19 protein-coding genes and 6 tRNA genes are annotated in these 22,615 nt (G+C 41.7%); 15 read left to right on the top strand and 10 right to left on the bottom strand.

The window, feature by feature from the left end:
- The first annotated feature begins 27 nt into the window (after positions 1–27).
- The 3 genes from OU792_RS07410 (at position 28) to OU792_RS07400 (ending at position 2,388) form a co-directional block, all read left to right on the top strand.
- Complete coding sequence (locus tag OU792_RS07410) at positions 28–1,080, top strand: sugar phosphate isomerase/epimerase family protein (protein WP_274669873.1); 1,053 nt, start codon at positions 28–30, stop codon at positions 1,078–1,080.
- A gap of 126 nt (positions 1,081–1,206) precedes the next feature.
- The gene (locus tag OU792_RS07405) at positions 1,207–1,638 is read left to right on the top strand and encodes a c-type cytochrome (RefSeq protein WP_026946949.1); all 432 of its coding nucleotides are present in this window, start codon (positions 1,207–1,209) and stop codon (positions 1,636–1,638) included.
- A 6-nt stretch (positions 1,639–1,644) separates the two neighbouring features.
- A complete protein-coding gene (locus OU792_RS07400) occupies positions 1,645–2,388 on the top strand; it encodes a 3-keto-disaccharide hydrolase (RefSeq protein ID WP_274669872.1) in 744 nt (247 codons plus the stop codon).
- Positions 2,389–2,532: 144 nt separating this feature from the next.
- On the opposite strand, the gene OU792_RS07395 is transcribed toward OU792_RS07400, so the two are convergent.
- Positions 2,533–3,258 (bottom strand): SH3 domain-containing protein, encoded by a 726-nt coding sequence (locus OU792_RS07395; protein WP_274669871.1) that lies wholly within the window; start codon positions 3,256–3,258, stop codon positions 2,533–2,535.
- A 122-nt stretch (positions 3,259–3,380) separates the two neighbouring features.
- Between OU792_RS07395 and OU792_RS07390 the strand changes: the two genes are divergently transcribed.
- The 4 genes from OU792_RS07390 (at position 3,381) to OU792_RS07375 (ending at position 3,844) form a co-directional block, all read left to right on the top strand.
- Positions 3,381–3,453 (top strand) — tRNA-Lys (locus OU792_RS07390).
- A 117-nt stretch (positions 3,454–3,570) separates the two neighbouring features.
- Positions 3,571–3,645 (top strand) — tRNA-Pro (locus OU792_RS07385).
- 11 nt (positions 3,646–3,656) lie between these two features.
- Positions 3,657–3,730: transfer RNA gene (locus tag OU792_RS07380), tRNA-Arg, on the top strand.
- 41 nt (positions 3,731–3,771) lie between these two features.
- Positions 3,772–3,844 (top strand) — tRNA-Lys (locus tag OU792_RS07375).
- Between the two features lie 157 nt (positions 3,845–4,001).
- Here the strand turns inward: OU792_RS07375 and OU792_RS07370 are convergent.
- Both OU792_RS07370 and gap read right to left on the bottom strand, forming a co-directional pair.
- Positions 4,002–4,628, bottom strand: coding sequence for an LON peptidase substrate-binding domain-containing protein (locus tag OU792_RS07370; RefSeq protein ID WP_134202886.1), 627 nt, complete (start codon positions 4,626–4,628; stop codon positions 4,002–4,004).
- 82 nt (positions 4,629–4,710) lie between these two features.
- Positions 4,711–5,715: a type I glyceraldehyde-3-phosphate dehydrogenase gene (gap, locus tag OU792_RS07365; RefSeq protein ID WP_274669870.1), complete on the bottom strand. Its 1,005-nt coding sequence runs from the start codon at positions 5,713–5,715 to the stop codon at positions 4,711–4,713.
- 246 nt (positions 5,716–5,961) lie between these two features.
- On the opposite strand from gap, the gene OU792_RS07360 reads away from it, so the two are divergent.
- Positions 5,962–6,834, top strand: coding sequence for a S1 family peptidase (locus OU792_RS07360; protein ID WP_274669869.1), 873 nt, complete (start codon positions 5,962–5,964; stop codon positions 6,832–6,834).
- A gap of 33 nt (positions 6,835–6,867) precedes the next feature.
- Here the strand turns inward: OU792_RS07360 and OU792_RS07355 are convergent, their stop codons facing one another.
- The 5 genes from OU792_RS07355 to OU792_RS07335 form a co-directional block, all read right to left on the bottom strand.
- Complete coding sequence (locus tag OU792_RS07355; RefSeq protein WP_274669868.1) at positions 6,868–9,111, bottom strand: NADP-dependent isocitrate dehydrogenase; 2,244 nt, start codon at positions 9,109–9,111, stop codon at positions 6,868–6,870.
- Between the two features lie 167 nt (positions 9,112–9,278).
- The gene (locus OU792_RS07350) at positions 9,279–10,076 is read right to left on the bottom strand and encodes an amidohydrolase (protein WP_274669867.1); all 798 of its coding nucleotides are present in this window, start codon (positions 10,074–10,076) and stop codon (positions 9,279–9,281) included.
- Complete coding sequence (gene def / locus OU792_RS07345) at positions 10,073–10,627, bottom strand: peptide deformylase (RefSeq protein ID WP_274669866.1); 555 nt, start codon at positions 10,625–10,627, stop codon at positions 10,073–10,075. Before def ends, OU792_RS07350 begins: the two co-directional genes overlap by 4 nt.
- On the bottom strand, positions 10,624–11,037 hold the full coding sequence (ruvX, locus tag OU792_RS07340) for a Holliday junction resolvase RuvX (protein WP_274669865.1): 414 nt from the start codon (positions 11,035–11,037) through the stop codon (positions 10,624–10,626). The genes def and ruvX overlap by 4 nt, the downstream gene beginning before the upstream one ends.
- Positions 11,037–11,795 (bottom strand): hemerythrin domain-containing protein, encoded by a 759-nt coding sequence (locus tag OU792_RS07335; RefSeq protein ID WP_274669864.1) that lies wholly within the window; start codon positions 11,793–11,795, stop codon positions 11,037–11,039. Before OU792_RS07335 ends, ruvX begins: the two co-directional genes overlap by 1 nt.
- A 159-nt stretch (positions 11,796–11,954) precedes the next feature.
- Here OU792_RS07335 and OU792_RS07330 point away from each other — a divergent pair, with 159 nt between their 5' ends.
- Positions 11,955–13,610: a S41 family peptidase gene (locus tag OU792_RS07330; protein ID WP_274669863.1), complete on the top strand. Its 1,656-nt coding sequence runs from the start codon at positions 11,955–11,957 to the stop codon at positions 13,608–13,610.
- Between the two features lie 107 nt (positions 13,611–13,717).
- Positions 13,718–14,155: a VOC family protein gene (locus tag OU792_RS07325; RefSeq protein WP_274669862.1), complete on the top strand. Its 438-nt coding sequence runs from the start codon at positions 13,718–13,720 to the stop codon at positions 14,153–14,155.
- A gap of 216 nt (positions 14,156–14,371) precedes the next feature.
- Here OU792_RS07325 and OU792_RS07320 read toward each other — a convergent pair whose 3' ends face one another.
- Positions 14,372–16,324 carry a M1 family metallopeptidase gene (locus OU792_RS07320; protein ID WP_274669861.1) on the bottom strand — a complete coding sequence of 651 codons (1,953 nt, stop codon included), beginning with the start codon at positions 16,322–16,324 and terminating at the stop codon, positions 14,372–14,374.
- A gap of 162 nt (positions 16,325–16,486) precedes the next feature.
- Here OU792_RS07320 and OU792_RS07315 point away from each other — a divergent pair, with 162 nt between their 5' ends.
- The 5 genes from OU792_RS07315 (at position 16,487) to OU792_RS07295 (ending at position 20,913) form a co-directional block, all read left to right on the top strand.
- On the top strand, positions 16,487–18,313 hold the full coding sequence (locus OU792_RS07315) for a TonB-dependent receptor plug domain-containing protein (protein ID WP_274669860.1): 1,827 nt from the start codon (positions 16,487–16,489) through the stop codon (positions 18,311–18,313).
- Positions 18,314–18,396: 83 nt separating this feature from the next.
- On the top strand, positions 18,397–19,542 hold the full coding sequence (locus OU792_RS07310; protein ID WP_274669859.1) for a glycosyltransferase family 4 protein: 1,146 nt from the start codon (positions 18,397–18,399) through the stop codon (positions 19,540–19,542).
- Between the two features lie 163 nt (positions 19,543–19,705).
- Positions 19,706–19,784: transfer RNA gene (locus OU792_RS07305), tRNA-Val, on the top strand.
- 27 nt (positions 19,785–19,811) lie between these two features.
- A tRNA-Val gene (locus OU792_RS07300) sits at positions 19,812–19,886 on the top strand.
- A gap of 538 nt (positions 19,887–20,424) precedes the next feature.
- Positions 20,425–20,913, top strand: coding sequence for a hypothetical protein (locus OU792_RS07295; protein WP_134202877.1), 489 nt, complete (start codon positions 20,425–20,427; stop codon positions 20,911–20,913).
- Positions 20,914–20,951: 38 nt separating this feature from the next.
- On the opposite strand, the gene amaB is transcribed toward OU792_RS07295, so the two are convergent.
- On the bottom strand, positions 20,952–22,496 hold the full coding sequence (amaB, locus tag OU792_RS07290; protein WP_134202876.1) for an L-piperidine-6-carboxylate dehydrogenase: 1,545 nt from the start codon (positions 22,494–22,496) through the stop codon (positions 20,952–20,954).
- Positions 22,497–22,615 lie beyond the last annotated feature (119 nt).

The following is a 22,615-nucleotide window of genomic DNA, read 5'->3' as shown; positions in this document are numbered from 1 at the left end:
CTCTTAAACCTAAAATAAAAATTCATAATGAAAACGATCAAAGGACCAGCCATATTTTTGGCGCAATTTGCGGATGACCAAGCACCTTTCAATAACCTGAAAAATATCTGTGAGTACATGGCAGATTTAGGTTATAAGGGAGTTCAAATCCCCTCTTGGGACGCAAGAATGATTGATCTTCAAAAGGCTGCGGAAAGCAAGGATTATGCAGATGAAATAGCTGGAACGGTCGAGGAGGCAGGGTTGGTCATTACTGAGCTCTCCACTCACCTGCAAGGTCAGCTTGTCGCTGTTCACCCAGCCTATAATGAACTTTTTGATGGATTTGCACCTGCATCGATGGCAGGCGATCTGAAGGCAAAAACCGAATGGGCTACTCAGCAATTGAAGTATGCTGCAAAAGCTTCACACAATCTTGGACTTTCTGCGCATGCGACATTCTCTGGAGCGCTGATGTGGCATACTGTTTATCCATGGCCGCAGCGTCCTGCAGGTTTGGTCGATACAGGATTTACTGAATTGGCCAGAAGATGGACTCCCATTTTGGATGAGTTTGACAAATATGGCGTAGATGTCTGCTATGAATTACACCCTGGCGAGGACCTTCATGATGGTATCACCTTTGAGATGTTCCTTGAAAAAGTGAATAATCACAAACGTGCAAATATCCTCTACGACCCAAGTCACTTCGTGCTACAATGCTTGGATTATCTACAATTCATCGATTTTTATCACGACCGGATCAAAATGTTCCATGTGAAAGATGCTGAATTTAACCCAAGCGGTAAGCAAGGTGTCTATGGAGGATTCCAAGGATGGGTAGAGCGTGCAGGTAGATTCCGATCATTAGGTGACGGTCAAGTTGATTTTGGTGGAATTTTTAGTAAACTTTCGCAATATGATTTTGACGGTTGGGCGGTGCTAGAATGGGAATGCGCGATCAAGCATCCAGAGCAAGGAGCTGCAGAAGGAGCTCCATTCATCGATGCTCATATCATTAGAGTCACCGAGAAAGCCTTTGATGACTTTGCCGGAAGTGGCGCAGATGAAAATTTCAATAAAAAAATCTTAGGAATTTAAGAAATCCAGAAATCAATATTTCGGAAATTAGCAAAATCAAAAAGTGAAGTAAAGACTTAGGATAGTTGTACGATATCCTCTTCAAGCCTAAAGATAAACGACATTTAAATATCAAATTACAATCGAATGAAAATTAAAAATCAAATCAGTTTGGGAGTACTAGCATTGGCTAGTTTGACATTTGCCTGTGGCGGTGGAGAAAGCTCTTCCGAGTCTACTTCTACCACTTCTCCAGCTGCTAGCAGTTCTGCTCCCGCGAAGGAAATGAGTTTGGAGGAAAAATATCAGGATGACCCGATTTATATCAAAGGCTTAGAAAAAGTGAAAGGATCGGATTGCCAATCCTGTCATATGGTAGAGCGGAAAATCGTTGGACCTTCTTATGCTGAAGTAGCTGCAAAGTATGAAAGCACAGAAGAAAATGTAACCATGCTCGCTCAAAAAGTAATCAATGGTGGAGTCGGTGTATGGGGAGAAGTTCCTATGCCAGCACATCCAGGATTGAGTGAAGAGGATGCAAAAGATATGGTTAGATACGTTTTACTTTTGAAAAAATAATTGACCATGCAACGAATCAAATACCTACTAGTAGCAGGACTAGCAATGGCTTGGGGATGCAGCTCCCCAAGTAGCGATACAGCCTCCGAGGAAACTATGACTGAAACAAGCACTCCCGCTGAGTCTGAATGGATTTCCCTTTTCGATGGAGAGACTTTCACCGGCTGGCACAAATACGGAGGTGGAGAAGTTGGTAAAGCCTGGAAAATAGAAAATGGAGAGCTTTTCCTTGATGCAGCGAATAAGGATGGATGGCAAACCGGAGATGGCGGCGATATCGTAACCGATCAGGAGTTTGAAAACTTCCACTTTCAGACAGAATGGAAAATAGCCCCTAACGGAAATAGCGGCATCATCTTCCTTGTCAATGAATCTGAAGAGTATGATTACCCGTGGCAGACAGGTCCAGAAATGCAAGTTCTGGACAATGACGGACACCCTGACGCAAAAATCATCAGTCACCGGGCAGGAGACCTCTACGATCTAATTGTGAGTAGTGAAGAAACTGTCAAGCCGGTAGGCGAATGGAATCTTGCTGAAATCATCGCAAACGATGGTGAGTTAACACTTCGTCTCAACGGGGTTGATGTCGTAAAAACCACGATGTGGACTCCAGAATGGGAAGCAATGATTGCCGATAGTAAATTCAAGGATATGCCTGGATTTGGGAAGTACAAAAAAGGACGAATTGCTCTTCAGGACCATGGAGACATCGTTCACTTCCGAAATATCAGAATAAAAGAACTTTGAGTTTAATATCTTATTGGAACAAAAAACCCCGAATTTCTTCGGGATTTTTTTATGCTTTAACACGGATTAAGAATTAGGCTCTAAATTAGCCTGACCCTTCCCGATTTATTGGGATTCAGGAAGAAAGCTAGTTCATATTTCGGATCAAAGTCTAGTGATATGATCCTTTCGGATATAAGCTCGCTGATTCTTCCATTCTACCTCAAACCAAATATCTTTTGACGATTTGATTTTGACACGGTGACCAGGCTCTATCTGATCGACTAGCTCGCCCCCTGCACTTGGATGCGTGGTAATGTAGGTAGGACTATGTGTAATCAAGCCCGTAATTGGCTTATCCAAAAAATTATTGACAAGAAAGATCAAAATCATCAATACGGCGGTCGGCCAATAACTGACACGAGATTCATTTTTTCGACTCGTCCAAAAAATCATGATTACTGAAAGCAGCAGGATAGCTGAGAGAGCAATCAATAGGTATTGCTTGTAATTCACTAGAAAAAGAACAAATCTATCTCTATCGTCTACCTCATATCCAAACAGCGTAGTCTGCCCTGTCAATGTCTTTATTTTGGAGATAATTTGTTCATTGGGATTGAGATCATAATACTTACCCAAATAATGTGTAGCCTGCTCGTTGTCGCCCATCCCTTCAGCAATGAAGGCCATTTTCAAAAGCATGGCTGGAGAATAGAGTCCTTCCTGATAGTTTTCAGAGTAAATTTCGAAGGCTTCCTTGTAACTTCTGCTTTCAAACAAAGAATCTGCTTTAAGAAGTGAATTCGTAACCTCCTGTGAATAAACAGGTTGAAAAACAATCAAGAAAAAGAACAGAAGATTTACCAGAAAGATTGGTCTAGTGCTTTGCATTTAAATTCAAGAGTCATAAATTTGCAGTCCAATTAAGGCAATGATCTACCAAAAAGCAAGGTTGGGAGCCAGATTTGACAAATATTTACATGGAAATTCGAGAGGATTTCTAAGCCAAAAATGATTCCGTAGCTCAGCTGGTAGAGCATAACACTTTTAATGTTAGGGTCCTGGGTTCGAGCCCCAGCGGGATCACAGTTATATTGAGCTTCTTGACTGATCGAGAGACTCATTCTGAAGAGCAAATCGATATCGAAAAGCTCAAAGAAAAAAAAGAGAAACCTTACAAAAGTGTAAGATCAAACTAATTCTCGGGGTGTAGCGTAGCCCGGTTATCGCGCCTGCTTTGGGAGCAGGAGGTCGCAAGTTCGAATCTTGCCACCCCGACAATTTTACTGGGTCCTGTAGCTCAACTGGATAGAGCAACTGCCTTCTAAGCAGTAGGTTTCAGGTTCGAGTCCTGACAGGATCACTTTACAAAGCGGATATTGTCCGCTTTTTATTTGAAATTTTGATTCCGTAGCTCAGCTGGTAGAGCATAACACTTTTAATGTTAGGGTCCTGGGTTCGAGCCCCAGCGGGATCACAGTTATTTAGAGATTCTTAATAGGGCGAGAAGTCTATCCCGATGAGCAAAGCGATATCGGAGAGCCTTTTAGAAGAATCTAAAGCAAAAAGCAGGTTTCAAAACCTGCTTTTTTTTGTTTTCAAGAATTTTTCGAATATGATTTACTCTAGCCCTCTCAGAAGTTCAATGGGTCTAGGTTTTTGAAATGACCGTTTTGACGGATGATTTCCTTAGCCCGCTCAATACTCTTTACTACAGGAATGATTCGCTTAAAATGTCTAATGAGGTAATCCATCCGCTTTCCTTCTTCTTCAATCTGAAGTAACTCTAATTCTTCTTCCAACTTAAGCCCTACCTTGTGAGCATAAGTAAAAGAAGTAGTGGCCGAAGGATCGATTTCATTTGGAAAGTGGAGTAGGTAGAGCAATTCCTTGAGATAAAATATAAACTCGTGATTCTGGACTGCATTTGTGACAGGAATATTTTCAATAAACTCTACCTCTCCTCCTGCATACAACTTTCCTTCCATAGGATTATGAAAAGAGAGTATTTTAAAGGCCCTTTTTCCCTTAGTCTGAACATCGAGTCGGCCATCTTCATAGCGCCTATAAACCTTTTCGAGGGTTACTTCCGTTCCGAATCCGGAAAGTTTATCCAAATACGCACAAACCCCAAAGGAACCTCCTGAGGCTTCAACATCCGCTAAAAGCTCCCTGTAACGTGGCTCAAAAATGTGTAGATTAAGCTCTTCTCCGGGAAAAGCGATAAGTTTCAATGGAAAGAAAGGAAGATAAGTACTCATAATAGATTAATAACTTCTAAAGCTTCATTTAGTTCTTTCCATCCAGCCATAAAAAAAGCTCCTTCTCAGGAGCTTTTATGAATTACTTATTAGCGATGTAGGCTAGCAAGTCTAAGACTTTGCAAGAATAACCCCACTCATTGTCATACCAAGAGACTACTTTCACGAAGGTATCAGAGAGTTGGATACCTGCTCCAGCGTCAAAAATGGATGTACGCGAGTCACCAAGAAAGTCATTAGAAACCACAGCATCTTCCGTGTATCCTAAAACTCCTTTCATTGCTCCCTCAGAGTATTCTTTCATTTTTGCACAGATCTCTTCATACTTCGCAGGCTTCTTCAGTCTGACAGTCAAATCGACTACAGATACGTCCGGAGTAGGAACTCTGAATGCCATCCCTGTCAACTTTCCGTTAAGATCAGGAATAACTTTACCTACGGCTTTTGCTGCACCTGTTGAAGAAGGAATGATGTTTTGACCTGCTCCTCTTCCACCTCTCCAGTCCTTTGCTGAAGGACCATCCACAGTTTTCTGGGTTGCAGTGGTAGCGTGAACGGTAGTCATTAAACCTTCTTCGATTCCCCAGTTATCATTGAGAACCTTAGCGATTGGAGCTAGACAGTTCGTAGTACAAGATGCATTAGAAACAAAGGTCATGTCTGGAGTGTAAGAACGTTCATTTACACCCATTACGAACATCGGGGTGTCATCCTTCGAAGGTGCAGACATAATTACTTTTTTGGCACCAGCATCGATGTGAGCTTGTGCTTTATCCTTAGTTAGGAAAATTCCGGTAGATTCGATCACGTAGTCAGCTCCTACTTCTCCCCACTTCAAGTCGGCAGGGTTTCTTTCTGAAGTCACGCGAATAGACTTTCCATTTACCACCAATTGGCCGTCTTTGACATCCACAGAGCCCTTGAAAGTCCCGTGGGTGGAATCATACTTCAACATATATGCGATGTAATCTACATCGATCAGGTCATTGATTGCTACCACTTCCATGTCATCCCGCTCTTGGGCTGCTCGAAATGCCAATCGACCAATTCTTCCGAATCCGTTAATTCCAACTTTGATTTTGCTCATGATTTTATTGTTTTTGATATAGGTTTGATCTAAAAGCTAGTTCACCTAGTCAGGTTTAAAATATAAGAATTGGCTTAAAGTTATTACAATTTTTTGGCTAGCCCAAAACAAAACAACTGGCTCATTTACACATCACGCTTGTTTCCTTTTTCAATCGATTTCGAAGATTTTTTCAAATAATTCTCCATTTCAAAGGCTTTTGAAAAATCAATCCCTAATTTGAAATTTGTCCAATAAAACCTTTTTATGTTCGTAAAAGCTATTCAGGAAGTCGCCGGATTCACCCGGGCTATCCATTCAATTTCGAGAAATTTTGGAGGAAAAAATATCCAACGGGGTTCGGCTACTTTATTTTTTGTCAATCAGGAAGGCTGGGCTCTTACTTGCAAGCATGTCGCACAATGGATCATGCAAGCGGATGCTATCAATAAGAATTACAGAAGCTTCTTGGACCAAAGTCCTTCCTTGAGTGGAAAGCAGCAAAATATTTTGGCAAAATCACTCAATCTCTCACAAGATAAAGCCTGCGAAATGCGGATTACCTTTGTGGACTGTGTAGATAAAATAAAAAACATCAAGTTTGTCCTTCATCCTACCTTTGACCTGGCTCTATTAAAATTTGAAGGGTTTGACAAGTCCCTATCACAGGGAAAACCACGCTTTTTGAAAGATGATCAGAGTGTTCAGCCGGGAGCAATGCTGTGCCGCCTGGGCTTTCCCTTCCCGGAATTTTCCAATTTTCAGTTTAATGCTGAGAAAAACCAACTTGAATGGACCTCAAACGGAGTAGCCCGATCCCCAAGATTTCCGATTGAAGGAATGCTTACCCGATTTTTGGGAGACCAAAACAAGAAAATATACGGCATCGAACTCAGCACGCCGGGTCTTCGCGGTCAAAGTGGCGGTCCATTATTTGATGATGAGGGCAGAATAGTCGGCATGCAAAGCCGGACAAAGCATCTTCACCTGGGATTTGATATTGAGGATAAGGAAATAGTTGCCCATGGAAAGACAAAAAAAATCAACGACTATGCCTTCATTCATCTAGGTGAATGTATCCATGTAAGCATCATCAAAGAATTCCTCAAAGCTCAAAATGTCAATTTTGAAGAAGGATAAAAAAGCCGCAGTTTGAGCTGCGGCTTTGATTTTTTACGCTTCCACGAAATTTAATGAGTCTAAAATTTGATTGAATAGAACACTCGGCTGCATGGCCTTAGCAGTCTTTTCTGTATCTGGACGGAAATAACCACCGATATCGACCGACTTGCCCTGTGCTACGTTCAACTCCTCTTCTATCTCAGCAGCCTTGCTATTCAAAGCAGCAGCAACCTGAACAAATTTCCGCTTCAATTCCTCATCTTTCTCCTGAGCAGCCAAAGCTTCGGCCCAATACATTGCCAAGTAGAAATGGCTTCCCCGGTTATCGAGTTTGCCGACTACCCTCGCAGGAGATTTATCATTTTCAAGCCATTTTCCGGTAGCCTGATCGAGTGTTTCTGCCAAAATCATAGCACGGTCATTCTGATAGGTTCTGCCCAAATGTTCCAAAGAAACCGCCAAAGCCAAAAACTCGCCCAAAGAATCCCATCTCAAATGACCTTCTGTAGTGAATTGTTGCACATGCTTTGGTGCAGATCCTCCCGCACCGGTTTCGAATAGACCTCCCCCATTCATCAAAGGAACGATTGAGAGCATTTTTGCAGAGGTACCCAATTCTAAAATTGGGAACAAGTCTGTCAAGTAGTCTCTAAGGACATTTCCCGTGACGGATATAGTATCCAATCCTTCCTTGATTCTAGCAAGAGAAAAATTAGTAGCCTCAATTGGAGACATAATATGGATTTCTAGTCCCTCGGTATCATGGTCGAGTAAGCAGGCATTGACCTTTTTGATCAATTCAGAATCATGGGCTCTCTGTGGATCCAACCAGAATACTGCAGGGGTATCAGAAAGCCTTGCACGCGTTACGGCAAGCTTAACCCAGTCTTGAATTGGAGCATCTTTGGTTTGACACATTCTCCAGATATCTCCTTTTTGCACAGAGTGCGAAATCAAAACATCTCCATCCTGATTAATCACTTCCACTTCCCCATCATGGGAAATCTCGAATGTCTTGTCATGTGACCCGTATTCTTCTGCCTTTTGAGCCATAAGACCGACATTGGGTACCGAACCCATCTTCGAGGGATCAAATGCTCCATGCTTCTTACAAAAATCAATGGTAGCTTGATAAACTCCCGCATAGCTTCGGTCAGGAATCACCGCAAGCGTATCCTGCAGCTTACCTTCTTTATTCCACATTTTCCCGGACGAACGAATCATAGCCGGCATAGATGCATCAATGATCACATCAGATGGAACATGAAGATTGGTAATTCCTTTGTCAGAATTCACCATTGCCAAATCAGGCTGATCGGACAAACATGCTTCAATCTCCTCCAAGATTTCAGCTTTCAGATTCTGATCTAGTTTATCAATCGCTGCAAGTACATCTCCGAAACCATTATTGGCATCAGCACCCGCCTCCTCAAGTTGATTTTTATATTTTGCAAATACAGGCTCAAAAAAGGTCTTAACTCCATGTCCAAAAATGATGGGGTCAGAAACCTTCATCATGGTTGCTTTCATGTGAAGAGAGAAAAGCACACCCTCTGCCTTCGATTCGGCAATAGCCTTTTTGAAGAAGTCACGCAGGGCAGATACACTCATGGTAGAAGCATCGATGATTTCACCTTCCAAAAGCTTAAGGCCTTCTTTCAAAACGAACTCTTCTCCGTTCGTTGCCTTGAGCAAAATCTTGATTTCATCTGCCTTCGTCAAGGTGTGGGACTTTTCACTTCCGCAAAAATCCCCACTTTCCATGCTTGCTACCCGGGTTTTAGAATCAGCAGACCACGCGCCCATGGAGTGTGGATGCTTTTTGGCATAGGCCTTAACTGCCTGCGGAGCCCTTCTGTCTGAATTTCCTTCCCTTAGAACCGGATTTACCGCAGAGCCTTTGATTTTATCATAAGTGTCTTTGATAATTCTTTCCTCATCATTTTTGGGCTCATCCGGATAGTTTGGAAGTGCATATCCTTTCTCTTGCAATTCTTTGATTGCTGCTTTGAGCTGGGGAATAGAAGCAGAGATATTGGGTAGTTTGATGATATTAGCCTCAGGGGTTTTAGCAATGGCCCCTAACTCAGCCAAAGCATCATTAAGCTGCTGTTCCGGCTTAAGGTAATTGGTGAAATTTGCAATAATTCTTCCTGAAAGAGAAATGTCGCGAGTTTCAACTTCAATACCAGCTGATTGGGTAAAAGCTTTTACTATAGGTAAAAAAGAATAAGTTGCTAGCGCTGGAGCCTCATCAGTGAGAGTGTAAAGAATTTTTGGAGTTTGTGTGCTCATTTATAATCGAAATGTTTGAATGTAATCCTGTCCTATCAACAGGATGAAATTAGGTTTGAAATCAGTAAAATAGGTGATAACAGGATGATTTTGAGGTCGCAAAAATACAGATTTTACAATGCTTTCAAATTCCGGTCGTGGAATTCAGGGAAAAATCAAAGAATAACTTAAAGCAACTTAAAGTTATCCGCATCTGTCCATGCTGGAAATTTTTTGCGATAGCCATCCAGGTTAGCTTTATCCAACTCAATAGTGGAAATCAGTTCCTTTTCTCCCAAATCCAACAATCTTTCTCCTTTGAAATCGTAAACTACCGAATGTCCAACATAGGGAATTTGGTTTCCATCTGTACCTACTCGATTTAAACCCACAGAATAGGCCAGGTTTTCAATAGCTCTAGCAGGCAGCAAAGCATCCCAAGCAGAAGTACGTACAGCAGGCCAAGAAGCTACATAAAAAATCAAATCGTAGTCCATTCTTGACTCTCCCATTCGGTTACGAGACCAAACCGGGAATCTCAAATCATAACAGATTTGAGGGCAAATTCTCCAACCATTCAGTTCAAAAATTGGAAGATCGGTTCCGGCAGAAAAAAAATGATGCTCTTCAGCCATGCGGAACAAATGGCGTTTATCATAGGAAGATATCTTCCCATCAGGCTGAACCCACAGCAGGCGGTTGAAATAATTTTTCCCATCATGAATAATCACACTTCCAGCAATCACAGCTTTCTTCTGCGCTGCAAGCTGCTGCATCCATCTACACACATGAAAATTCATGGGTTCACTAACTTCCTCCACATCCATGGTAAAGCCCGTAGGAAACATCTCCGGGAGCAAAATCAGATCAACCGATTCTTCCATTTGCCAGAGTTTCTCTTCGAGCATGGCAAGGTTTGCTACCTTATCCTTCCAATAAAGATCAGTCTGTACGAGGGCTAAAGTCAGTTTGGGATTTTGGATCATTTGAGAGGGTAAATCATTCGATAGTCTGTAGGAACCTTCCCTTTACTGATATCGATAAGTTTTGACTTGAGAAGTCTTTTTTTCAATCCTTTGAGGTAGTCAACAAAAAGAATCCCTTCCAAATGATCGTATTCATGCTGAATCACACGGGCGGTCATTCCAGAAAACTCTTCCTCCTTCAGATTCCAGTTTTCATCATAGTATTCCAATATCAATTTTTCGGGACGAATGATTTCAGCGCGTACATCGGGAATGCTTAGACAGCCCTCCTCAAATCCAAAATCATCTCCATATTCATCCAAAAGAATCGGATTGATAAAGGCTCTTCGAATCCCTTTTTCGGTGTCATCCTCATCCAGCATCAAGCTGCTATCAATCACAAAAAGTCTCACTCCTTGATTGATTTGGGGTGCAGCTAGGCCTACACCATTTGCATGATCCATGGTAGCGAACATCGAGTCGATGAACTCTTTCAGGTCTTTGCCCTCCTCTATGTCTTCAGCTTCTTTGGTGAGGATGGGGTTACCGTATGATACGATTGGATAAATCATTTTTGTGATAGAAAGGATTGTAATATGATAGTTGCACTTATTTTATCGAGGTTACCCGACTTCTCTCGTCTGTCTTTTTTCTTACTACCCATCGAAATCATGGACTGCATAGCCATTTTTGAAGTAAATCGCTCGTCTATGAGATGAATGGAAATAGCCGGAAATTCACTTTCCAATTGAGCTTTGAGATCGTAAACGGGCTTTGTCATTTGGGTGGCTTCACCTTGAAGGTTTCGAGGAAGACCTAGAACAATCGCCTCGATTTCTTCGCTCGAAGTATATTTTTTCAAGAAGGGCAACAAGTCTTGCGTAGGGATAGTTTCAAGTGGATTTGCCACTAGCTGCAATGGATCAGTCACGGCAAGCCCAGTCCGTTTGGAACCCAAGTCAATCGCCAAAATTCTAGGCATTAGTTAGTTCGTATTTTTTGATAAATTCTTCTTAGAACTTCCTTCTCCAATTCCACCGCCTTGGGAAAAAGTAATTCATCTTCGATCTGAGCATGGATGGTGAGTTCCCTTTCAAAATTTTGAAGCTCGTGAAAAAGTACTTTCATGGTTAAAGGAGCCGACTCTTCTAGGGAATAATCATTGGTGAGTTTTCGAATCCCCTCCATCTCATCATCATGGATTTCATGCTGCTCGGCCAGCAGTCTCACAGGGTCTTTTTCTAAAATGGTCACAGCATCATGCAGCGCAAAATTCCCATCTTCCACATCCTGCAATAGCTCAATTCTTTTGAAAAGCCTGCTTTCCTCCTCATGGATGTGATGAATGAAATCCTCCACAAAAAGCGGAAACATGATCTTCAAATCAGCCATGAGCGCTTCAAAACCAGGTTCTGGCTTTACTCCACTAATCATATTGGATAAGAAGGGGAGTTCTTGTCGTACAAAGTAGTAATGCTTTTTCTTCAGGTAAGCGACCAAAACTTCGATCGGATTCAGATAAAGTTGCTCTGGCGTTGGCTCCTGATGCATTGCCCATGATTCGAGCTCTGCTATTAATTGATTGGGATTAACTTTGTGCTTTTTACAGACATGTTCCAGAGAGTCAGCTGGATATTGATAAAAACTGATCCCAAAGTAATGCAAGACAGAAGCAAAAACATAATTATGAGAGACTAAGTCTTCCAAAGATGTTTTATTAAGCTTTTGGGGGTCTTGCATTGGACAAAAATAATTATTTTTAACAGAATAATGGAGACAATTCCATCCCAATATCAGTTACATTCGTATAATCCTTGTTTAGGATTATCATAAATTTCTGTTTATTGGAAGAAACACCATCGTTTGTCAGGTGTTTAGAATAATAAAACCAACTTTAACGTGAGCCATACAAAAAACTCAAAATCTCAAATTCGCCTACCCATTTTCCTAGCCTTGGCCATCTCGGCAGGTATTTGGATTGGTGCCACTTTTGCCGAACCCGAAAACAATCAGAATGATCTCCGAGCAGCATTGTACAAAATGCAAGAGATCATGACTTACATCAATCGAGACTATGTCGACAGCGTCAACACCAACGATTTGGTCGAATATGGGATTACAAAAATGCTCGAGAATCTGGATCCGCACTCTAGCTATATACCGGCAAAGGATGCTACCCTGGCTCAATCGCAGCTTGATGGTGAATTTGATGGAATTGGAGTAGAGTTTGGAATCATCCGTGATACCATTTATGTGGTTGCTCCGCTCACGGGAGGCCCTTCGGAGGCATTGGGGATCCAATCTGGAGACCAAATCATCAATGTAGATGGAGAAACGGTAGCTGGGACAGGTATTACGAATCGAGATGTGTTTGACCTATTGCGTGGACCAAAAGGTTCAAAAGTTGTAGTAGACATCAAGCGTAAAAATCAGCCTGAACTTATTACTTATGAAATTACCCGCGACAAAATCCCTCAATACAGCATCAATGCCTCATACATGGTCAATGATGAAATTGGCTATGTGAAAATCACCCGATTTGCCGCTACGACCTACAACGAATTTCAAGAGTCTATCACAGACTTGAAAAATCAAGGAATGAAGAAACTCATCATAGACCTTCAGGGAAATCCGGGGGGCTACATGGGGGCTGCTATCAATATCGCAGATGAAATCCTTGGGGATAGGGCTCTGATAGTTTCCCAAGAAGGAAAAGTAGAACAGTACAGCCAGAAAGCCTATGCCTTCAGACCTGGTTTGTTTGAAAACGGCTCCGTAATCGTATTAGTGAACGAGGGTTCTGCCTCAGCATCTGAGATTCTTGCTGGCGCAATTCAGGATAATGATCGCGGTTTGATCGTGGGCCGGAGATCATTTGGTAAAGGACTTGTACAAATGCCTATCGACTTATCTGATGGCGCAGAACTCAGACTTACCATAGCCAGGTATTTCACTCCTTCAGGAAGATCGATTCAAAAGCCTTACGGACCAGACTATGAAGCCTATGAGCGAGATTGGATGGAGCGCTTCGAGCATGGAGAGTTTTTCTCTGCTGATAGCATCAAGTTCAATGATAGCCTGAAATACGAAACCACAAAAGGTAGAATCGTATATGGCGGAGGTGGAATCATGCCTGATTATTTTGTGCCGCTAGACACCACCTATTCTTCAGCTTATGTAAGCAGGCTTTTCAACTCCGATTCCTCAAGAGAGTTCATTTTGGATTATACCAACAAGAACAAGGATATGTTTTCAGACATGAGCTTGGAGGAATATTATAGAGACTTCGAAGTCAGTGATGCCATGCTGAAAGACTTGGTAGCAGTGGGAGAAAAGAATAAAGTCAAATTTGACTCAAAGGACTTTAATGAATCAGTAGATTATCTCAAGGTACTGGTGAAAGCACATTTGGGTCGTCAGATTTATGATGATGATGCATTCTACATGGTCATCAATGACATCAACGAAGTCTATCAGCAAGCCATCAAACTATTCGATGAAGCAGAAAGAATTGCCATGGCTACTGATCTTAGCGAAATGGCAGAAGAAGAATAAGCCGATTGTGAAATTATAAATAAAAGGACCAACCTTAGGTTTAAGGTTGGTCCTTTTTGCTTTCGTTCAGATTAGGCCTATCTTGAGAAAACTCAAATTAACTATTCATGAAAGTTTTCATTCTTTTGATAGCTCTATCCCTGGCCATGTCATTCCCCCTATCTGCTCAAATCAAAGTCAATCATATTGCCGTGCATGTTTCTGATCTGGAAAAGAGCATGGCCTTCTACCAATCCATTCTCGACCTACAGGAAATTGATGAGCCTTTCAAAGATGGTTTACACGCTTGGTACGATATCGGAGGTGGGGCAGCTTTGCATTTGATCGAGGCTGATCGGGTTCCTACCGAAATCTCCAAAACTAATCATCTTTGCTTCAGCATGTCTGATATGGACAGTTTTATTCAGCGACTCAAAGCTGCCGATTATCCATTTGAGGATTGGCCAGGAAAAAAAGGACAGATTACCACTAGACCTGATGGAGTCAGACAGATTTACATCCAAGATCCAGATGGATATTGGCTGGAAATCAATGATGACTTTTAGTCTTTGTGAATAAACGTACTTCAGGCAGTACAGTAGCCTATTTTCTTAACTCCTCTGGTTGGAAGTTGGAAGTTTGAAGCACGTAGCTTCCAGAAGCTGAACATTTGAGGTTATTCTAGTCTCTCCCCCTTGTTACTGACAGAAAAGTGGATATAATCTAAAAAGCCCGATCAGCTATGAACTGATCGGGCTTCTAGTTTTTATCAAATCGGGTATTTAATCCTCATAGATTGGCTGTGGCCAGCTATCATTCCCTAGATTAATATCCGGAAGCACTTTGTCTGGATCAATCACCACAGACTTCACTTTTTTGGTGGTCTTAATCAAATGATTCCAAGTATCTCCACGCTGCCAGATCTCCACAGGTAGCATTTGACGCTCCTTGCTACCATCTTCAAATTCTATTTCCAAGAGTACCGGCATTGGAATGTCTCCTTTATTGTTGATTACGGCTACATAATTCCCTGCGTAAGGAACCACGGCATTTAAGCCCAAATCGATATTTCCATTTCCATAAAACCATCCCTGCCAGAACCAAGAAAGATTTTCGCCAGCTACATTTTCCATGTGATTGAAGAAGTCGGTTGGCTGAGGATGCTTGTAGGCCCAAGTTTCGATATAAGATCGGAAGGCATTGTCAAATCGCTCTGCACCAAGCACATATTCCCGAAGCATAATCAAGCCAATCGCTGGCTTCATGTATGCTACCATACCCAAGTTGGAGGTATTGGCTACATCTGGATAGGTATCGATTCCTTCCCGATTTTCATTGAGGAAGTAATTATTGAATCGACGAGTCTGATTCAGTGTCGAAGGATATTCTCCATCATTGAAGGCCAAGGTGCTGTAGTGATTGATGAAGGTATTAAAGCCCTCATCCATCCAAGCATAGCGACGCTCATTATTTCCCACAATCATTGGGAACCAGTTGTGTCCAAACTCATGGTCAGTCACTCCCCAAAGACCTTCACCCTTTGAAGTGTAGCGACAGAAGTTCAAGCCTGGATATTCCATTCCACCAATATCCGCAGCCACATTGGTAGCAGCGTCGTATGGGAATTCATACCACATCTCCGAGTAATGCTCAATTGACGCCTTGGAATACTCCGTGGATCGAGACCAAGCTTCTTCTCCGTCAGATTCCTTTGGATAGACAGATTGAGCTAAAATTGTCTTTCCGCTAGGAAGGTTGATTTTAGCAGCATCCCAAATGAATGTTTTGGAGGTAGCAAAAGCTATATCACGAGAATTTTGGATCTGAAAATGCCAAGTAATCATTCCCTCCTGCTTTGGGCGGGTCAATTCTGTATTTTGAATCTCTTCAGGAGAGACCAAGTATACCGTCTCGTCACTATTCTGGGCTTTTTCGTATCGATCCATCAATTCCGAAGAAAGGACCTCCTTCGGATTCATTAATTTCCCACTCCCCACTACGATATGATCATAAGGGACTGTCACCTTGTAATCAAAGTCTCCATACTCTAAATAAAACTCTCCCGCACCTAGGTAAGGCTCCACATTCCATCCTTCGATATCATCAAAGACTGCCATTTTAGGATACCACTGCGCAAAGGCATATATCCAGCCATCCTCAACCTCTAGCCTTCCCATTCGATCCATACCTTTTTGAGGTACTTTGAAGGAAAAATTCATGGAGATGGTAGCAGTTCCTCCCTTTGCTGGAATAGGCTCATCGAACCAAACCTGCATACGGGTATCTGAAATCAAATACTTGGAAGACACATTGCCTTTTTTCCCAACTTTCGCCTGGACAGCGGAGATTTCATAGCCTCCATCGGTATCACCATTGTAGCGATTACCTTGAATTGGTGTAGTTAAAGTACCACGTGAATCCTCAGTGAATCGGTTTTGCTCCAGCTGCAACCAGACAAAATCCAATTCCTCCGGGCTGTTGTTGATATAGTCGATGGATACTTTTCCTGCAAGGACGTGATCCTCTTCGTTTAGCGTAACTTCAATTTGATAGTTGGCGGCATTTTGCCAGTAGTTTTCGCTTGGCTTACCAGAAGCCGTCCGGGTATAGGTACCCTTGCGATTCATAAATTCTCCAAAGTCAGCCTGGTTATTATCCAGACCTTGTTGAGCTATCACATTGCTCATGCCAAGGCTACTAGTAAGTACCAGACCTAAGAATAATTTTTTGATCATAATTTTTCGATTTTTTAAAGCTTTAAAATTAAGGACTCTATCGCTATCCTCAAGCTAATTTTACAATAGATGATAGAGATTAACGATTTTTTACATGGGTCTAAAAATAGGATTCTTTAGTTTTTGACCTCAAATTTGCCTCACTATTACGCAAATCAAAAAATGAGATTACAATTTTTATTAATTATTCTTTTGCTTTCCTTCGGGAAAGTTTACAGTCAACAGGATAGCTTATCACAGGAATTGGATGAAATCCTGATTCAGGAAAACCGAATCCAAATCCCATTTTCCAAGCAAAGTCGAAACATCTCTGTCGTAACCAAACCTCAGCTCGAAACCACTCCGGCTCGAAGTCTACAGGAAGTATTGACATTCGTGCCAGGGGTAGACGTCAGACAGCGTGGAGTTTCCGGAGTGCAGGCAGATGTCGGAATCAGAGGAGGATCTTTCAATCAGACTTTGATGCTTTTGAATGGGATCAAACTGACCGACCCTCAAACGGGCCATCACATGATGAATATTCCAGTACCCATGATCAATATCGATCGTGTGGAAGTTCTTAAAGGACCTGGAGCCAGGATTTTTGGTCAGAATGCCTATGCAGGAGCCGTCAATGTGATTACGGAACTTTCTGATCAAAAAAGTCTACGCTTACAAGGATATGCAGGTGATTTTGGAATGAAGGGACTGACAATGGCGGCCTCCCTTCCAACCGGAAAATACCGTCAAAACATCAGTGCATCCTATGATGACTCGAATGGTCACTGGTACAACTCGGATTATCAAGTTACCAATCTGTTTTATGAGGGTGGCTTGGAATTGAATGAGCACCATGAATTCCGAGGAATGCTTGCCTACGCCGACAGGAGTTTCGGAGCTAATGGATTTTACACCTCCGCCTTTCCAGATCAATGGGAAAGTCTACAGACAACTCTGGGAGCTTTGAGTCATCGCTATTCAAAAAACGCATTCAATCTATTGTCTCGAGTATATTGGCGTCAAAACAAAGACGAATACCGTCTGAGAAGAAATGAGCCTGAATTTTTTCAAAACTTCCACACCTCGAATACTTATGCTGCTGAAATCAATGGAAGCATCGAGTCAAAATTGGGAAAAACTGGATTTGGACTAGAAATAAGAGAAGAAAGACTGGAAAGCAACAATCTAGGCAATCGTGACCGTACACTTGGAGGATTGTTTTTGGAGCATCTTATCCAACTTGGAGACAAAGTTGACTTCAGAGCGGGAGTATACAGCAATTATTTCGATGACTGGGGATGGAAGCATTTTCCTGGAGCAGAACTTGGATTTCAGGCCAGCGAGTTTCTTCGATTTTATTCTAGTATTGGCAATAGCTTCCGAATCCCTACCTATACGGATCTATATTACGTCGGCCCAACTAACATCGGAAACGCTGAGCTTCTGCCTGAGCAGGCCGGTAATTTTGAAATTGGTTCGAAATGGATCAAGGGAGGACTTTTTGCAGAGTTGGTTTATTTCCAAAGGAACACCGATAATTTGATCGAATGGACCCGAACCGATTCAGAAACTCCCTGGCAGCCCCAAAACTTCAATACAGTCAAATTTGAAGGGATAGAATTTGCTCTTTCTTACCGCTTTCAGCCAAAGAATCAACTGCTCTTCCTAAAGGAATTTCAATTTTCTTATAATTATATAGATGCCAGTCTGAACCCTCAAGAAGGTATAGAAACCAGATACTCCCTGACTGCTTTGAGAAATCAGGTAATTGGCGGCGCCTTGATTGGGGTCGGTAAAAAAATTGAATGGAACACCAAAATGCGGTATACCGAACGGATGAGCTTAGATCCGTATTTTCTATTGGACATGCGAGTAGATTATAATCGTGCCGGAAAATTGGGTCTATTTACTGAAATATCTAATATCACCAATGCAGACTATATTGAGGCTGGAACTGTCCAAATGCCCGGCCGGTGGTTTCGAGCTGGGGTGATGGTTAATTTAGAGTGAACTTAGACCAAAATATTTCAAATGGACTAGCAAATCCATTCCAACTGTAGTAAAACCCACTTTTTTACTTTGAACTTTTAAATATGAAAACAGTCCTCATTGCCCATAATTACGAGCAAACGTCTTTTGCTGCGATGAGCTATTTCCTCGCTAATCAACTTTGCAATCAAGGGTACAGAGTGGTTTTTATCTCAAAACGGCCATACCTCAATCAATCAGAAAAAAGAAAAAAAGGTAAAGGAGAATTGATATTATGCTCCTGGCCTAACAATTTCCGATCTACTAGCTGGTCAGATTTTGTTTTCTTTTACAAACTCTCAAAAAAGTATAAGCCTCAGGTTGTGATTGGTCACCACAACGGAACAATAACATCAGTCATTACTTCAAAACTATTATTTGGAAAAAATGTACTTACGGCTGATTATCATCACGTCTGCACAGAGTCATACTTTCTTGACAACCTAGGCCCAGACTGGAAAGTGAAGTTTTTCCTCTTTCGAAAGAAAATCCTCTACAATTTTTTCTGCGATATGGTGATATGTCCTTCCAATAAAGCTATTGAAGATGTTACCAACAAATTCAAACATAAAAATCCAGTCCTAATCTACAATCCACTTCCAGACAGATTGATCACTAATCAATCGCCTACTATTGAAGGAAATATAACAATTGGATACCTAGGAAGACTTATTCCTTGTAAAAACATTCTTTGGTTGATTGAACAATTCCTCGCCTATGAATCATATAATCCTCAAACAAAAATCAAGTTGAAAATCGCTGGTGAAGGCTTTCTCAAAGAGGAGTTGCAAGAAAAAATAAAAAAATCCAACAGGATTATCTACCTCGGAGAAATTTCATACAAGGAAGTGGATGAGTTTATCCAATCAGCACACTTTACAATCACTCCGTCTTTGGCCGATAATGCTCCAACAGTGGTTACCGAATCTTTGATGCTTTCGACTCCACCCATTTTATCCAATAGGGTTGGAACAGCCAATCTCTTTTCAAATATGGGAAATGCTTTTTTATTCAGTTCTTCTGATTCAGAAGGAATATCTCAGGTTTTCCGTAAAATAGAAACGATTTCAAATTTTGAGTATAAAAGCTTATGTAGTGAAGCAAGGAAACTTTATTTAAAACATTTCACCATGGATAAATACTTTGAGCATGTTAATAGCATCATTCTAGACGAAAAATTTAAAAATGATAAATCCCATCTCTCTCCATAAGAAGCTAAATCAGTTTTAAAAAGAAAATTTTGAGCCCAGATAAATTTTAAATTGAGAATCAAGGCCTTAGAATATTTCCTAAAAAAAATAATTTCTAATCTTTGGTTCGATCAAAATTCAGCTTACTTTTGCATTCCTTTTACACGAAAAGGATAAAGAAATTGGGAGCTTAGCTCAGTTGGTTCATTCAGAGCATCTGCCTTACAAGCAGAGGGTCGGGGGTTCGAATCCCTCAGCTCCCACGTTTTATTTACTTAATTTACCCATAAGGGAGCTTAGCTCAGTTGGTTCAGAGCATCTGCCTTACAAGCAGAGGGTCGGGGGTTCGAATCCCTCAGCTCCCACATTAGCCTCAGAGAAATCTGGGGCTTTCTTGTTTAATGGCATGCTACTTTCAATATTTTCCGCTCAGCAAACCGAAAAATACTATCTAAGAAAATAGGTTAGTTGGTTCAGAGCACCCTGATTACATCGGGATGGTCGGGGGTTCTCCCGATATTGCATCGGGATCAGCTCCCACATAGCCTCAGAGAAATCTGGGGCTTTCTTGTTTAATGGCATGCTACTTTCAATATTTTCCGCTCAGCAAACCGAAAAATACTATCTAAGAAAATAGGTTAGTTGGTTCAGAGCACCCTGATTACATCGGGATGGTCGGGGGTTCTCCCGATATTGCATCGGGATCAGCTCCCACATAGCCTCAGAGAAATCTGGGGCTTTCTTGTTTAATGGCATGCTACTTTCACATATTTTCCGCTCAGCAAACCGAAAAATATTATCTCGGACATACCTGTGATGACCTAACTGCCCGAATTCAAAAAGACCTTACGATCTGTCCTATAAATAGGAAATTTCTCGACTACTTTTTAAAACCAGAAAACCATGATGAATTATTTTCTATCTACCATTTGCTTGTTTTTCATTTTTTCAGACACTTGCTCACAGGGCCTCGATACCAAGCTTCTTGGTAAATGGAAACTAACCAAGGATGAAGGCTTTGAGTTTTTTATCAATGCTCCTGAATCCCAAAATCAACCTGCAGACCAACAGGAGGCGTTTTTTGAGTTGATGGAGAGGTTTCATAATCAGTCTTTTAAAAATTTCTTTAGCCTAGACTCAATGACTTCGACTGTCTTGGATGGCAAAAATATTCTTCAGGAAAAATCCATTTGGAATGTAAGGGAAGCCGATTCTGTCATCACCTGGACGTCCCAGTTTCAACCTAAAGTACTTCAAGCAAAAATCATCAAATTGACGGAAAATGAATTAATCTTGACCTATCTACTTCATGATCAAACTCTGGGCAGATTCAAAACTCACTATGAAAAAGCAATCGATGAATCTCCACTAATAGAAAAAAGTCCTCGATAAACTTGTATCGAGGACTTTGATTCAGATTAGTTGTATGATCAAATATCAAACTTAATTCCTTGCGCCAAAGGTAGCGCGGTAGAATAATTGATCGTATTGGTCTGTCGACGCATATAAGCTTTCCAGGCATCGGAACCTGACTCTCGACCTCCACCAGTTTCTTTCTCACCTCCAAAAGCACCTCCAATTTCAGCTCCTGAAGTACCAATATTGACATTGGCAATTCCACAGTCAGAACCTGCGGCCGAAAGAAAAGCCTCCGCCTCGCGCATATTGGTAGTCATGATCGCCGAAGACAACCCTTGAGGAACACCATTTTGAATGGCAATTGCCTCTGCAATAGTTTTGTATTTAATCAAATAAAGAATTGGTGCAAAAGTCTCATGCTGTACGATTTCATAATGGTTTTCTGCTTCATAGATCGCAGGTTTGACATAGCAACCTGACTCATATCCTTCTCCAGACAACACTTCGCCTCCTACGATTTCCTTCCCTCCTTCTGCCTTGACCTTTTCGATGGCTGCTTCATACATTTTGACAGCATCTTGATCAATTAATGGGCCTACGTGGTTTTTCTCGTCCAGTGGGTTGCCTATCACCAACTTGCTGTAAGCGGAAGCCAACCGCTTTGCTACCTCATCAAATACGCTCTCATGAATGATCAGACGACGCGTACTGGTGCATCGCTGTCCCGCAGTGCCTACTGCCCCGAAAAGAGCACCTCGAATAGCCATATCCATATCTGCGTTTTCGGTGATGATAATTGCATTATTACCCCCAAGTTCTAGCAGGGACCTACCAAGCCGCTCTCCTACTGCCTTACCGACCAGTTTTCCCATTCGGGTAGAACCTGTAGCCGAAACTAGCGGAACACGAGAATCATGAGAAAGCATTTCTCCTACTTTGTAGTCGCCTATAATCAGGGAGGAAATTCCCTCAGGCATTCCATGCTTTTTGAAAATTTTTGCCACGATATGCTGACAAGCTATCCCTGAAAGTGGCGCCTTTTCCGAAGGCTTCCATACAGTAACGTCACCGCAGACCCAGGCTAAAGCCGTATTCCATGACCAAACAGCAACAGGAAAATTGAAAGCTGAAATAATCCCTACAATCCCTAATGGATGCCATTGCTCATACATCCGATGTCCCGGACGCTCTGAATGCATGGTCAACCCATACAATTGTCTGGAAAGCCCCACTGCAAAGTCACATATATCGATCATCTCCTGAACCTCCCCGAGACCTTCTTGGTAGGATTTGCCCATTTCAAAGGAAACCAGTTTTCCTAGATCAGCCTTTACTTCTCTCAGGGCATTTCCGATCTCCCGGACGATCTCACCTCGCTGGGGTGCTGGGACAAGTCTCCACTTTTCAAAAGCAATCTGTGCTGTAGAAATAATCTGCTCATAGGTCTCAGAATTAGCTTCTTGAACCTTTGCGATAGATTTCCCATCAACGGGTGAATCAGATGAAAAATAGGCTTGACCGGAATCCAGCCAGTTTTCACCAGTCGAAGATCCAAGATTTTCAGATTTGATACCTAGCCTTTCAAGAGCAGAAGAGATTCCAAAGCGATTATCCATTTTTATAAAATTTTGATTCAACCCAAAGCTAAATTAAATGGGGATGAGAAAAAATTAAGATTCATAGAAATCAACCTCATGAAGCGAGAAATTAGTACAGGCCAAATCGGAATGCTAAA

Source organism: Algoriphagus sp. NF (assembly GCF_028823735.1).
In the GTDB taxonomy this organism is placed as follows: domain Bacteria; phylum Bacteroidota; class Bacteroidia; order Cytophagales; family Cyclobacteriaceae; genus Algoriphagus; species Algoriphagus marincola.
Note: the sequence above shows the minus strand (reverse complement) of the source record. Positions and strands in the feature narration are given on the sequence as shown.

Bases quoted from the DNA above. Each gene is read 5' to 3' on its own strand.
- OU792_RS07370 (WP_134202886.1), bottom strand. From the start codon at position 4,628: ATGAGTACTTATCTTCCTTTCTTTCCATTGAAACTTATCGCTTTTCCC.
- OU792_RS07310 (WP_274669859.1), top strand. From the start codon at position 18,397: ATGAAAACAGTCCTCATTGCCCATAATTACGAGCAAACGTCTTTTGCT.
- OU792_RS07325 (WP_274669862.1), top strand. From the start codon at position 13,718: ATGAAAGTTTTCATTCTTTTGATAGCTCTATCCCTGGCCATGTCATTC.
- OU792_RS07295 (WP_134202877.1), top strand. From the start codon at position 20,425: ATGATGAATTATTTTCTATCTACCATTTGCTTGTTTTTCATTTTTTCA.
- OU792_RS07350 (WP_274669867.1), bottom strand. From the start codon at position 10,076: ATGATCCAAAATCCCAAACTGACTTTAGCCCTCGTACAGACTGATCTT.
- OU792_RS07395 (WP_274669871.1), bottom strand. From the start codon at position 3,258: ATGCAAAGCACTAGACCAATCTTTCTGGTAAATCTTCTGTTCTTTTTC.
- OU792_RS07400 (WP_274669872.1), top strand. From the start codon at position 1,645: ATGCAACGAATCAAATACCTACTAGTAGCAGGACTAGCAATGGCTTGG.
- ruvX (WP_274669865.1), bottom strand. From the start codon at position 11,037: ATGCCTAGAATTTTGGCGATTGACTTGGGTTCCAAACGGACTGGGCTT.
- OU792_RS07410 (WP_274669873.1), top strand. From the start codon at position 28: ATGAAAACGATCAAAGGACCAGCCATATTTTTGGCGCAATTTGCGGAT.
- OU792_RS07355 (WP_274669868.1), bottom strand. From the start codon at position 9,111: ATGAGCACACAAACTCCAAAAATTCTTTACACTCTCACTGATGAGGCT.
- OU792_RS07335 (WP_274669864.1), bottom strand. From the start codon at position 11,795: ATGCAAGACCCCCAAAAGCTTAATAAAACATCTTTGGAAGACTTAGTC.
- def (WP_274669866.1), bottom strand. From the start codon at position 10,627: ATGATTTATCCAATCGTATCATACGGTAACCCCATCCTCACCAAAGAA.
- amaB (WP_134202876.1), bottom strand. From the start codon at position 22,496: ATGGATAATCGCTTTGGAATCTCTTCTGCTCTTGAAAGGCTAGGTATC.
- OU792_RS07320 (WP_274669861.1), bottom strand. From the start codon at position 16,324: ATGATCAAAAAATTATTCTTAGGTCTGGTACTTACTAGTAGCCTTGGC.
- OU792_RS07315 (WP_274669860.1), top strand. From the start codon at position 16,487: ATGAGATTACAATTTTTATTAATTATTCTTTTGCTTTCCTTCGGGAAA.
- OU792_RS07405 (WP_026946949.1), top strand. From the start codon at position 1,207: ATGAAAATTAAAAATCAAATCAGTTTGGGAGTACTAGCATTGGCTAGT.
- gap (WP_274669870.1), bottom strand. From the start codon at position 5,715: ATGAGCAAAATCAAAGTTGGAATTAACGGATTCGGAAGAATTGGTCGA.
- OU792_RS07360 (WP_274669869.1), top strand. From the start codon at position 5,962: ATGTTCGTAAAAGCTATTCAGGAAGTCGCCGGATTCACCCGGGCTATC.